At 44.4% G+C, this 13,189-nt stretch carries 7 protein-coding genes; 4 read left to right on the forward strand and 3 right to left on the reverse strand.

Going from position 1 to position 13,189, the window contains the following annotated elements; genetic code table 11:
- The first annotated feature begins 140 nt into the window (after positions 1-140).
- A complete protein-coding gene (locus NC99_RS01720) occupies positions 141-1,475 on the forward strand; it encodes an MATE family efflux transporter (RefSeq protein ID WP_053179212.1) in 1,335 nt (444 codons plus the stop codon).
- A 6-nt stretch (positions 1,476-1,481) separates the two neighbouring features.
- Here NC99_RS01720 and NC99_RS01725 read toward each other — a convergent pair whose 3' ends face one another.
- Complete coding sequence (locus NC99_RS01725; protein ID WP_053179214.1) at positions 1,482-3,050, reverse strand: ArnT family glycosyltransferase; 1,569 nt, start codon at positions 3,048-3,050, stop codon at positions 1,482-1,484.
- Between the two features lie 122 nt (positions 3,051-3,172).
- On the opposite strand from NC99_RS01725, the gene NC99_RS01730 reads away from it, so the two are divergent.
- Positions 3,173-4,117, forward strand: coding sequence for a glycosyltransferase family 2 protein (locus tag NC99_RS01730; RefSeq protein ID WP_053179215.1), 945 nt, complete (start codon positions 3,173-3,175; stop codon positions 4,115-4,117).
- Between the two features lie 5 nt (positions 4,118-4,122).
- Here NC99_RS01730 and NC99_RS01735 read toward each other — a convergent pair whose 3' ends face one another.
- Positions 4,123-6,348, reverse strand: coding sequence for a sensor histidine kinase (locus NC99_RS01735; protein ID WP_053179216.1), 2,226 nt, complete (start codon positions 6,346-6,348; stop codon positions 4,123-4,125).
- A gap of 72 nt (positions 6,349-6,420) precedes the next feature.
- Positions 6,421-10,674 (reverse strand): hypothetical protein, encoded by a 4,254-nt coding sequence (locus tag NC99_RS01740; RefSeq protein ID WP_053179217.1) that lies wholly within the window; start codon positions 10,672-10,674, stop codon positions 6,421-6,423.
- A gap of 293 nt (positions 10,675-10,967) precedes the next feature.
- Here NC99_RS01740 and NC99_RS01745 point away from each other — a divergent pair, with 293 nt between their 5' ends.
- Positions 10,968-11,681, forward strand: coding sequence for a ThuA domain-containing protein (locus tag NC99_RS01745; RefSeq protein WP_053179219.1), 714 nt, complete (start codon positions 10,968-10,970; stop codon positions 11,679-11,681).
- Between the two features lie 34 nt (positions 11,682-11,715).
- The gene (locus tag NC99_RS01750) at positions 11,716-13,038 is read left to right on the forward strand and encodes an MFS transporter (RefSeq protein ID WP_053179221.1); all 1,323 of its coding nucleotides are present in this window, start codon (positions 11,716-11,718) and stop codon (positions 13,036-13,038) included.
- Positions 13,039-13,189: the final 151 nt, after the last annotated feature.

The raw sequence follows: 13,189 nt of genomic DNA on the forward strand, positions 1-13,189 counted from the left end.
TTGGATGATTTCATCAAATTCATGGTTTTAATTTCCTTAAAGAGGAAACATTCGCTTATTTTTGTGCGATTTTAATGCTTGGGTGCAAGAACCATTTTTGCCTGATCTGGTTTTTGTCTGTCTAAAATGATATTGAATTCGTGAGACTTTCTGATTATATTCCGTTGTACAAAAAAAGCCTGCATCTGGCTTTTCCTGTTATTTTATCTCAAATTGGCCAGGTAACGGTTAGCTTGGTCGATAATATGATGGTTGGTCATGTTGGTACTGTTGAGCTGGCTGCAGCGGCTTTTTCTGTCAATATTTTTCACATTGGCATGCTACTGGGCATTGGCATTACGATGGGCTTGACCCCGCTGGTTGGAACGGTTTACAGCCAGAAAAAGGAGCAGAAAGTAGGCGAATACCTGAAAAATGGCTTGCTCGTGCATGGTGTGGCAACCTTGGCGATTGCGGTGATTATGGCTTTCGTCAGCCTCTTTCTCAATCGGATGGGGCAGCCGGAAGAAGTTGTGCAACAAGCCACTCCTTATTATTTGTTGCTCGTGGCTTCCTTGTTGCCTATGCTACTTTTCTATTCCTTTAAACAGTTTCTGGAGGGTGTGGGCAACACCAAAATAGCCATGTACATCACGCTCACTTCCAATTTGGTCAATATTGTTTTGAACTATTTGCTGATTTATGGAAAGTTTGGGTTTCCCGAGTGGGGACTAAACGGGGCAGGGGTGGCTACCTTGATTTCGCGGATCATCATGCCACTGATGCTGATTCCCTTTCTGCTAAAGAACAAGCAGTACAAACGAGAATTCCGCTTGGCCTATCGTGCGCGAATTCAGCTAAAACTGCTTAAGGAAGTGTTCGCGGTTGGTTTTCCGATTGGATTGCAAATTATTGTTGAAGTGAGCACCTTTAGTTTTGGTGCCATTATGATGGGATGGATTAGTAAAGAGGCGCTGGCAGCTCACCAGGTGGCTATTGGCTTGGCTTCATTTACGTACATGATCAGCCTTGGACTGGGAGCCGGAACCACCATTTTGGTGAGCCATAACCGTGGACTGGATGACCCCTTGCAAATGCGGCGAAGTATTTACGCTTCGTTCCATCTGGTGGTGTTATTTATGTCGATCATGGGGATTTTATTTGTGCTATTGCGGCACCAGCTGCCATTTCTTTTTACCGAAGACCCGCAGGTGATTCTAATTGCTGCGAACTTGCTAATTGTGGCCGCCCTTTTTCAGATATTCGATGGTGTTCAGGTCATTCTGCTGGCGTCGCTCCGCGGGCTATCCGACGTAAAACACCCCATGTTTATGGCCTTTATTAGCTACATGCTTTTAGGCTTGCCCATCAGCTATCTTTTTGGTATCGTGCTTGGGTTCGGCGCAATTGGTGTTTGGATCGGCTTCCTGAGCGGACTGGCCTTTGCGGCTTTGTTTTTCTCTTTTCGGTTACGAAAGCACCTTTATTTCAAATAGATAAATTCAGTTTTTTCGCGTTAGCAGCACTGTTGTTGGCCGCTCCATGATATCGCGGGCCGAGAACGACACTTCCACTTCATCGGGCAAGCTGATCCCTTCGAGTTTTCTTTTGGTTGAAATAATCACCCCATCAGGATAGGTTTCGAAAAAGTTGGCAAACTCATCGGCTTCCAGGTGTTTTATTTCCTTTTGAAGATAGAATGAGAATGACGGGTTGAATTTTTCAAAATATCGAACCTCTTTTCCTTCCAACAAATGAAGGCTCTGAGCGACCGGGTTTTCCTGGTCAATACGGGGAAAAACCACGGCAATAAAACTAGCTGCACCCAGCAGGCTGCTTATCCCGATGACTTTGATTGCAAACTTAAGCCGCCGCTTGGCAAACCAAAAGTAGGCTATGGAAAAGCCCAGCGGAATGGGAAGAAAATAAAGAGACAAGTGTTTTAAATGAGCCAGCGCCGGATCGAAACTGATGCCGATGTACAAAGCTGGGATGAGGATGATGCCAAAGATTAAAAGTCCAAGCATGGAAGCTTTGGGTCTGGCAAAGTTGAATTTAAGTTGAGCCAGCCAAAGGCCCAGTAAAAGAGCAAAATACGGATATGCCGGTACCGTGTAGTTGGGCAGTTTGGTGCGCGAAATGGAAAAGAAAACCACGATTGTCAGTCCGGCCACCAGGCTCAGCAGGGTGAAATCATCCTTTCGATTGGCAAATGCCTTTTTCAAGGCTTGCACGATGAAGGCTGAAAAAGGGAAAAGCCCGAGCAGAACAAACAAAATGGTGATTAGGAAAATGCCGCCGTGCCCTTCCATTTCGCTGGAAAAGCGGCCCAGGTTGTGTTTGAAAAAGAACCCGTCAGTCCATACGCCGTTGGTTTTTATATGAACCAGAATGTACCAGGGCAGGGCAATGACCAAAACGATGGCCGCGCCCAAAAATGGGCGAAGCTGTTTGATTTCAGACCATTTAAACCGCTTGCTAAAAATCAGAAACAAGAGAAAAATCAGTCCGGGCAAGCCAATGGCCACCGGCCCTTTCGACAGGGTTCCCAAGCCAATGGAAGCATAAAGCAGCAGCAGGTAGATGAAACGTTTTTCCTTGATAGCCGCATAGAATGAGAAAATACTGGCCGTGAAGAAAAAAATCAGGTAGGGATCCGGCACGGCCAGGTGAAACTGGATGTTGAGATGGATGGAAGCCAATAAAACAAAGGCTGTCCACAAGCCCGTTTTTTCAGAATGAAAACGGCGGGCAAATAAAAAGCTGATTAAAATTGTCAGGGCACCAAAAACAGCCGAAAAAAAGCGGGCCGAAAATGCGTTCACACCAAAAACGGAGTAACTCAGCATCATGAAAAAATAATGCAGCGGCGGTTTGTCGGTGCGCAGCTCGTGGTTAAATGTGGGTACAATCAAGTCGCCACGGCTAAACATTTCAGCGGCACAAGTCGCATTTTTGGCTTCATCCAAAATGTAAATGCTGCTGCCACCAATATTAAAAAGGTAGCTTATAAGGGCAAATGCAAAGATAAACCAAGGATAGTATTTGGGCTTGTTCAATGGCTTGAGCATGAGTTAAACCAGATTTTAAATGATGATTCTATTAGATAACTTTCAGTCTTTTTGTTAATTTCGCTTCGCTAAATCAAGCGATTTTGGCAAAGATATTCTTTAATCGCCATAAACAGAAAATCATGAAGCAATTAAGTGTGGTAATTTGTGTTTACAACGAAGAGTTGAACATTCGGCCACTGAGCGAACAAATAAAAGCCGCCCTGAAAGACCTTGATTACGAAGCCATTTTTGTTGACGACGGATCGACTGACCGCACGTGCGAGGAAGTGAAGGCGATTAACGATGAGCATTTTTTACTGCTTGAGTTGAAGAAGAACTACGGACAAAGTTCAGCTTTACAGGCGGGAATTGATGCGGCTCAGGGGGAGTATGTTGCGCTGATTGACGGCGATTTGCAGAATGATCCGGAAGATATTCCCATGATGTTGAAAATGGCAATCGATGGTCAATGGGATATGGTTGCCGGCGTGCGGGCCAATCGTAAGGATGGGGCTTTTTTACGGAAAATTCCGAGTAAAATTGCCAACTACCTGATTCGTGAAGCGACCGGAATCCGCATGAAAGATTTGGGCTGCACCTTAAAAGTGTTCACCCACGAAGCCATTAAAAGCATCCATATTTATGGCGAGTTGCACCGGTTTATTCCAGCCCTGTTGGCACTCGAAGGCTCTACCCGAATCACGCAGGTAGATGTGAACCACCGGGCGCGCGAGTTTGGAAAATCAAAATACAACTTAAGCCGTACAACCCGGGTTTTTAGTGATTTAGTGCTGATGGTTTTCTTCAAAAAATATATGCAGCGACCGATGCATTTTTTTGGTGGAATAGGGATTGCTACCCTGGGAATTGGATTTTTAATCAATTTCTACCTGTTGATCCTGAAAATTTTGGGTAATGACATCTGGGGAAAACCCATTTTGATTTTAGGCATGATTCTGGTGATGGGGGGAATTCAGTTTATGACCATTGGAATTATGGCCGAAATTTTGATGCGTACCTACTACGAAGGCCAAAATAAAAAGCCTTACCGGGTGCGGCGCATCACGGTTACCGGTCAAAAATAGTTGCCTTAGGTGATGCATTCGTTTTCTTTCGGGTGGGTGAAATAAAATCGAGCGCCTTCGTTCACTTCAGACATCACCCAGATATGTCCGCCGAGTTTTTCAACAAGTGAGCGTGTGATGGAAAGTCCTAGTCCGGTGCCGCCCTGGTTTCGTGTCAGGTGCTCTTCAATTTGCTGGAAAGCCGAGAAAATTTCTTGCTGCTTGCTACCCGCAATGCCGATGCCGGTATCTTTCACGAAAAACTGGATAATGCCATCTTCCCGGTACTTATAGCCAAACTCAATGGCCCCTTGATCAGTAAACTTCAGCGCATTGCCGAGCAGGTTGAGGAGAATTTGCTTGAGTCGGACCGCATCCGTTTCGATCATGAATTCGGGTTCGTCGACTGCCTTGATTAAATTCAGTTGCAGGTGTTCTTTTTTGTGGTTGGCCAGCTGATTCTTCATCAATTCGTAGGTATCATCAAGCAATTGATTCAGCTGGTGTCGCTGCTTTTTGACAACAAGCTGGTTGGCTTCAATTTTGCTCAGGTCGATAATATCATTGATAATGGTCAGCAAGTGTTCTCCGCTGGTTTGAATATGGCGGATAAATTCTTCGCGCACAACATCATCCTGATGGTACTCCTCGAGCAACGAAGAAAAACCCAGGATGCTGTTCATCGGTGTTCTGATTTCGTGGCTCATATTGGCCAGAAAAGCGGATTTCAGACGGTCGCTTTCTTCCGCTCTTTTTTTAGCTTCAATGAGTTCCTGCTCGGCCTTTATCCGGTGCGAGATATCATGAACAATAGCATAGATAAAGGTGGTGTTGTCGAAAAAGATTTTTCCACTGTGAATTTCCACAACCTTCATTTGGCCGTCTTTTCGATAATGTTTCTGTTCGAAATGGCTGTTCTGCTTTTGCGATTGACTGAAAAATGCCTTGATATCGAGCTTTGGAAGGTGGCATAAATCCACAAAATAAAGTTCTTTGAGCTCTTCGCGCGTGTAGCCGTAAAAATTGGCAGCCGACTTGTTGGCATCCTTTATTTGCTGCGTTTGTGCATGCATCAACAGCATCATCGAGTGGTTTTCGTTGAAGATGTTCAGGTAGTTTTCGGCAATTTTGCGAAGCGATTTTTCGGTCTTCCTCCGAACATTCATCAAATAAATGACCAGAAAAAGCAAAAAGAAAAGTATGAGCACAATCGAAATCAATTTGACCAATTCAATCCGGGCAATTTCAACTTTTGTCTTTGGCTCGTTCAGCAATTGCACGCGCTGCGGAACCAGCGCCAATTCAATGTGATGTTTTTTGAGCTGCTGGTAATCGGCAATGGCGGTGGTGGGCATGGTGTCGCTTATTTTAAATTGCCCCGGAGTAGCACCAGCCAGTATCTGTTTGGCAACAATACCTGCTGCGTACATATGATCGTAATAGTTGATGATTGTACCACCTATAAAACCCTGGCCAACCCCTTCGTCGTAGGCGTGGTAAATAGCGGCCTGCGTATTGTTTCGCAGCTGTTCGACAATCTGATCCAACCCAAGATAGACATCTTTTAACCGATAAGACGCCATGAGCAAAACCACGTTGTCAGCGGGTATTTCCTGTAGTTTTTTGGTGTACTCAGCCAGGGTGAAGTGGCTGGTGTTTATCGTTTCAAAATTCAAATCGGGAAATAAGGCCACTTTTTTTTGAAAAACCCGGAAGTCGGCGATGGCAGTGGTTGTGTTATCAGTGATCACGTGCATTTGGGTCTTTCCAGGATGAAGCCGTTGAATCAAATTCAGGGTGTTTTCAAGCGAAATATTTTCGATAAAGCCCGTCACCCATGGGTTGTGTTCCTGCGCCAAAGCTTTTTCGTGGTCGTTCACTCCCCAAAATACGATCGGTGTTTCCTGAAATAATTCATCCTGAAATTCCATGCAGAAATTGAACGCATTGTCGTTGCAGGCAATCACCACATCGTAATGCTTTATGGTTTGTTGCTTCAGTTTAATTTGCTGAAAAACGGTGGGATTAAGCTGTCCTTCGGGGTAGCGTTTCGAATCCAAAAATTCAACATCAACTAGGTAGCCTTTTTCAGGAAAGATCTCATAAAGAGCTATTTCTGACTCCTGGTGTGTATGAAAACTGGCATTGTAGGAATAGATGACCAATATTCTTTTTTGTTCAGGCTGGCCCAAACAAAAAAATGAAGACATCAGCAAAATACTGAGGGTCAGGTATGTGATCGGTTTTGACAAAAATAGTTGTTTGTAAAGATTTGTTTAGTAAAAGGAGTGTAAATGTAATTTTTTTTGTCGAATTTAAAGATGTTATTCGTCTTCATTTTCTTTAATTCCGAATGTGTTTTTTGCGCCGCTAAAAATCGACTTCCACCAGTAGTTCACAACTGACTTTTGTGGATCTCTTTTGAAATGAATATCATCGGGCAGCAGAATGCGGGTGCGCGGATGTTTTGATTTCAAGACCAAACTATTGGTTAAAAAACTCAGGAATTTTGCTTCTTTCGTATCGCCGTCCTTCTGTTCCAGAATGGTGATTTTTAGATCGTCGTAAGCAAATCGAAGTTTTCCGTCGGCCTGGGTTTGGTTGGCGGTAAAGTCGAAATCGAATCGGTTGAGCTGGCCTGAACGAACAGCAATTCCTGCTGCGTTTCGGGTAACCGGGTTCAACGCCGTTAAGTCGAAAGGTTGAATATGCCCGCTCACCGTAAATTGGTTGGTGGGTGAGAGAAGATCGTAGGTCATGCTTGTTTCGAGCAAGGCTTCGCCCATCAGCATGGCACTGGCTTTTACAAACAATTGGGGTTTTGAATTTAGCAAATAGGGCAGGTTGGTTACCGGGAATGCCCGGATGTTCAGGTCCTCAAAATAGACCAAGCCGGGTAAGGGCCTGTCCTCGGTTTGTTCTTCGTACCGGATGCTGTAATCGCGAAGTTTCAGGCTGTCAAAATAAAAGGGAATTTCCAGATTTTTGATCAACTCCTGTGGCAATTTCGATTGTCTGTTGGTGTCGTCCGGTGTTCGTTTATCGCGATAAATATGCAAAGATCCTCCACTGGCAATTAATTCCGAAGCCGTCAGCTCACCCTGATTGAACCACCGTTTAATGTCCAGATTCAGCAAGTCCAGATGCTGGATGTTTCCCTGGTAATGGTCGGCCTCAAAGGGAATAACTGACTGAAATTGCTGTTTGCTGTACCGTGGATTAATTTTGATATCGGCAATGGACAGGTGGTTGTTCAGGTTGCTGAACTGGATGTCGCCCAAATGAAAATTGTACTGCTTGGCCTGGTCCGAAAAAGCATAGTTCTTCAGGTTCAGCTTCACTGATTTGGCGCCTAACAACCGATCTGCAGCTATGGTGTCCAAGGCAAATTCGTGCATTTCAATTTCGAGATTTGGATAATTTTTTGTTTGATTTGGACCAATTCGGATCAGCTCGGCCTCATTGAGCTGAATATTCTGTGCGGCGATTTCACCGACAAGTGGAGAAATATCCGACGGGATTTTTAATTGGTACAGGTTGATCTTCGAGTCGCCGGATCCGTTTGTCCGAACGGTTAAACTCGGTTTCTCCGCTTGAATGGACTTAAATTGAAATCGTTTTTCGTTCAGGACCTGTTCAACATCCACTTGTTCAAACTTAAGTTTTGGAACTTTTAGTTGAACAAATCCCTGTTTCGATTGATCGTTAGTATTGATCAACATCAAGTTATCAACGGTCAGGTTTTTCCCCAGGGTCGAAAAATGAAGCTGATCAGCGGTATAATCCACGTTTCCTTTTTCGGGTTTGAAAACAACCTGGGTCAATGTCGTCGAGATGTTGTCGGACTCAAAAGTGGCAGGCTGGTTCATTCCCCGGCTGATCAGGCTGTTGTTGTCGCCAGTCATGGCAATGCCCGAAGTCAGCACTTTCGATTCTTTCAGCTCATCGGTATGATAAATGGTGATCTGTCCGTCATTTAATTTAAACTGACCAATCATCAGCCGCTGCATCTCTTTGGGCAGCGGAACTTCAATATCCTGGAAAACCACTTGTTTCCGCTGTGCCTGCGAACGATACAAGTTGATGGTTGGCTGTTGAATTAAAAAGCGGTCCACGTCAAGTTTCTGTTCAAAATAGGCCTCTTCCAAATCAATACCTTGTAGTTTGATTTCCGGAATGTTGATGTGAAAATGCAAGGGCAGATCGCCGTAGATGCGGCTGCTGATGTCGGGGTACAAAATGGCGTTCCGGATGTAGATTTCAGATTTTTTTGATGAAATGCCGATTTCGCTGGCTTGCAGGTTGTGCACATCATCGGACAGCTGAAATAGCTGGTTTTCAATTTTCAATTCGAAATCATCGGCAAAGAACAAGCGATCTTTTTCAATCTCGGTTTCATTGAGAAGAAAGTTCTCCAGCTCAACGCTAAACTTGTTGTTGAATGAGCTGGTTTTTCCGCGCCGGCTGTGTGTTACCAGTTCGATATTGCCGTTGGGTGCCTCTATTTTTCCAATCGATATATTTTCGATATAGTTGTTCAGCAATTCATATAATTCGCGGGGACTTGTTTTTTTTCTCCTGTTTTCGGGATTCGAGAAAACTTCAAGATAAATACTGGGCTCAACAATTGAAAAGTTATTAATTCGCAGGTTTTTTCTGAAAAAAGCCTGATGGATGTTCGTGTTACTTAAAACGAGCGCCGGAATTTTGATGTCGTAAATCTGTGATCGATTGTAGCGTTTCAGCAAGCGGGCATTTCGTCCCGGGGCATCGGGAAACAAGTGCAGGTTTTTCATGCCAACCCTGTTTGTGTGCGACGACACGACAATTTCATCGACCTTTAAACGATGGATTTGGTCGATCAATTTCATGTTGTAGTTGGAAAAAGTCAAATCGATGTTGGTGGCAAAAAAGAGTTTGTCGGTTCGTTCCGCACTGATGGAGTCTAAGGAAAAGTCGGTGAGCTTAAAGTTGAAGTCGGACGAAATTTCGCCGGAACGTTGCGGCCCATCCTCATTGTTAATTACCAGCCTTCCATTGTTAAATTCAACCACGTTGGCATAAACCCCTTTAATGTAATTTCGGATGAAGTGGTACAGCAAACTGTTGGTTTCAATTTGTTCTTTTCGCTTTTTTTCGCCTTGGTTAATAATGACTTCCGGCTGGAAGGCCAAAACCGACTGCAAGGGCATCTCGCGCAAGTGGAACAGCTTTTTCAGGTCAATGTCCATTAAGCGAATACTGTCGCACATCATGTCAACCGTGGTGATTTCGGTGGCCGGGTTCAAACTTGGTTTGAGTTGCAGCTGGTCGGCCTGGATGTAGTTGTTTCTGGTGTTGGCAACAATGTTGGTCGCATCAAACCGGTGCACCTCGTCATTCATCAACAGGTAGTAATTGTCAATATGCAGGTAGAGGTTTTCAGAATATAAAATCCGGTTGGGATCATTAAACGAGTGGTCGTTGAGCACAAAACTGTCGAGCTGAACATCCAGGTCATAAAACTCCTGAATGCTGAGCTTGTCGTCGTTTTTTCTTTCAATCTGCAGTTTCCGGGCATTCATTGCCAGGTGCAAAATCGATAGCTGGTCGAATTCGCCTTCAACCAGCTGAAACAAATCGAAGGCCTTGACCTGCTTCAAATTTATTTCGGGTGCATCTTTCCGGGGCATCACTTTTATGTCGGCTTTGTGCAAAAACAAAGAGTCAATTTGAATGCTGTCCGTTTGAAAGAGCTTGTTGAATTGATCTGATTTGATCCGGATGTCAGGTATTTCAACAAAGTACTGGGTATTGTTTTGCTGCTTATTTGAAGTAGGAGCCAGCTTGATTTTTATGCCCTTAATGTCTTTGTTTTTCAATGAATACTGAATTTTTTGTATGTTGAGTTGGTGGATGCTGTCGCCCAAGGCTCTTTGGTAGTTATCGATGCCCAGAAAAATATCGTCGGCTTCAAAAAAGCCAACACGTCGTTTGATCATTGACGAGTCGGTCTGAAAATTCGAAACTTCGACGTTGAAGTTGAGCTCGGCCAGGCGGTCTCTTTGATTTTCGTCCACCAGCTGTTCACTGAGAATACCCGCATTCGTCAGTTCAATCTGATCGATGGAAATGGATTCAAGATGCCGGTTGAAAAGCGATTTGAGTTGCCTGACAAAGCTGAAGGGGCTTTGCTCTTTTGCTGTTGCTGTCGTATCCCGGGGCATATTCCAGGCCGGCGAATCGATTTGCAACTTTTTTATATGCAGCTTCTTTTCGAGCATAAGTTGCAGCAGATTGATTCGTCGGAAAGCAAGAGTCTGTGCATTCAAAAAGTCGATGCTGGTTGAATCGTTTTGCTTTTTGACCTCAATTTTAGTCAAAACGATACTCCGGGTAAACAGATTGACCGATAAGTCTTCGACGTTTAACGAGTAAACACCTGCGGTATTTCCCTGCAACTGCGCGTTGAGTTCGTCTTTGACCAATCTTTCAGCAAAGATTGCGAGAAGCACGAGCCCAAGCAGTAGCAGTCCCGAAGCAAGTATTAATACCCACTTGGTCAGTTGTTTCCGTATGTTTTTATCCGCTGAGTTCATTCCTTGTCAACTAGCAAACTTAATGCATGATATATTAGAGATCAATTTTATAAAAAAAGTTGCGTATTCAAAGGAAAATCGGATTTTGATTCGTTTTGACCGGCATAAAAATGAAAGGTGTTTTATAACGTATTAATTTAAAACGCGCCGACACACATTTTTTTTATTTTTAGGGCCGATTGAACGAAAATCAGTCGTGAATCGGTTCAGAAAATTAATTGAATGGCTTCGAATTGCGCGCGGGGTGTTCTGTTCCGTTCTCTTTTGTTGGCTGATTTATGATAAAGAATACGATGAGAAAGATTGTATTGTCTGGTGTGTTTTTGTTGCTCTGTTTGGCTGGAATCGGTCAAAAAACTGAAGTTTTGGTGGTTACTGGAGGACATGATTTTGACCGGCAAGCCTTTGCCGGCTTGTTCGACTCGCTGGAGCAAATTGTCTGGGAAGAACTGGTTCAGCCCAAAGCTAACCAGCTGATGCTGGAAACTGGCTTTGAGCAATATGATGTGCTTGCTTTTTATGACATGTTTCAAGAGATTTCGAACGACGAGCAGGCAGCTTTTTTAAAATTGCTTGAGCAAGGAAAGCCGATGCTGTTTTTGCATCATGCGCTGGTCTCGTATCAGGAATGGGATGAATTTCAAAACATTGTGGGTGGCCGGTATTACGACCAGGAACGTTATAAAAACACGCCGGAGAATGGTTTTTCCACTTATCTGCACGATACCAATATTCCGGTTCGGCTGCTGGCGCCTGAACATCCGGTCACTTCGGGCTTAAAGGATTTTACCCTGTTTGATGAAGTTTACGGAAACACCTGGGTATCGCCCGATGTGACCCCGTTGCTGGGAACCAATCATCGGGAGAGTAGTCCGATCATTGGCTGGGAACATACTTACGGCGCGTCGAAAGTAATTTACCTGCAACCCGGGCATGGCAAATCGAGTTACGAAAACCCCAATTACCGCAGGTTGTTGCAAAATGCCTTGCTGTATCTTTCAAAATAATTAGATCTAATCAAATAAACTAAAATCTTAATTTATGGAGAACGTGAATCAAAAAAGACTATTTATTGCCAGTTGCCTGGCTTTGCTGGTGACAGCCATCACTTTTGCTATTCGGGCAAAAATTGAAGGGGTATTTTCAACCGATTATGGACTGACCAAGGAGCAGGTTGGTTATGCTTTTGGTCCGGCATTTTGGGGCTTTGCGCTGGCCATGTTTTTTGGTGGATTTATTATCGACCTGGTAAAAACCCGTACGATTGTTTGGCTGGCATTTGGAATGCATGTGGTTGGTATTATTTTGCTGCTGCTGGCCCGCGATATGACTTCCTTGTTTGTTGCCAACGTTTTTATCGGGTTCGGAAATGGTAGTGTTGAAGCCGCATGTAACCCTTTGGTTGCTACTTTATTTCCGAATAATAAAACGAAAATGCTGAACCGTTTTCACGTTTGGTTTCCGGGCGGAATCGTCATTGGCGGCGTATTGGCCTGGTTGGTGATGGACGTGGCCGGCTTGCGCTGGGAAATTCTGGTTAGCCTGCTGTTTATTCCGCTGGCCATTTATGGTTTTCTTTTCCTGGGACAAAAAATTCCGGAAACTGAGCGTGTAACGAGTGGCGTTTCCTATAAGGAAATGATGCGCAATATTGGGGCTCCCTACACAATTATTGCAACCGTGTTGTTAATGATTTTGGCCGCGTCGATCCCGTCGATGAGTTTAAATTTTGACAGCACGTGGCCGTATTTGATTGTGGCGGCTATTGTTGTTTTGGTTGTTGTTGAAGGGCGATTGGTGAATAAGATCAGCCTGATTTTTCCTTTGGTCCTGTTGGCCATGTTGCTCACGGCTTCAACGGAGCTGGGCACGACACAGTGGATTAATGCCCTGCTGATGACCAATGGGATTAACCCGATGATCATTCTGGTGGTGGTTACCGGAATCATGGCGGTTGGACGTTTCTTTGCCGGTGGATTGATTCATCGCTTAAATCCGATTGGCGTATTGCTGGGCTCAGCTGTCATCGCCACCATTGGTTTGCTTTTGCTAAGTATTTCGAGTGGTGCCGCCATGACCTTGGGCGCTGCAGCCGTTTTTGCCGTTGGCGTTTGCTATTTTTGGCCAACCATGATTGGTGTTGCCTCGGAATATATTCCGAAAAGCGGGGCTTTGGGAATGTCAATTTTAGGTGGTGCCGGCTTTGTGGCTACGTCCATGGTGTTGCCAATTATGGGAAAATCGATCGAAACTGCGGGCCCTCAAATCACACTTCGCAATATGTCGGTTTTGCCGCTTATTTTAATTGTGATTTTTATCGTGTTGTACCTGGTTGTCAAGAACAAAAAATCAACAGCGTTATAGCTTGTTGAAAAATAACGAGATGAGTCCGTCTTTACAGGTCGTTTCAGTGTTGTGCTGAAACGACCTGTTTTTTTGCGCTGACAGAATCATCAACGGGCACCGAATCAGCGTTTCTATGCTGTTCATTGGGCTTTCCTCTGTTTTCGATGCG

Origin of the sequence: Sunxiuqinia dokdonensis (assembly GCF_001270965.1) — a bacterium.
GTDB lineage: Bacteria > Bacteroidota > Bacteroidia > Bacteroidales > Prolixibacteraceae > Sunxiuqinia > Sunxiuqinia dokdonensis.

Excerpts from the sequence above, each read along its gene's own strand:
- NC99_RS01725 (WP_053179214.1), bottom strand. The coding sequence starts at position 3,050 with ATGCTCAAGCCATTGAACAAGCCCAAATACTATCCTTGGTTTATCTTT.
- NC99_RS01730 (WP_053179215.1), top strand. The coding sequence starts at position 3,173 with ATGAAGCAATTAAGTGTGGTAATTTGTGTTTACAACGAAGAGTTGAAC.
- NC99_RS01740 (WP_053179217.1), bottom strand. The coding sequence starts at position 10,674 with ATGAACTCAGCGGATAAAAACATACGGAAACAACTGACCAAGTGGGTA.
- NC99_RS01745 (WP_053179219.1), top strand. The coding sequence starts at position 10,968 with ATGAGAAAGATTGTATTGTCTGGTGTGTTTTTGTTGCTCTGTTTGGCT.
- NC99_RS01750 (WP_053179221.1), top strand. The coding sequence starts at position 11,716 with ATGGAGAACGTGAATCAAAAAAGACTATTTATTGCCAGTTGCCTGGCT.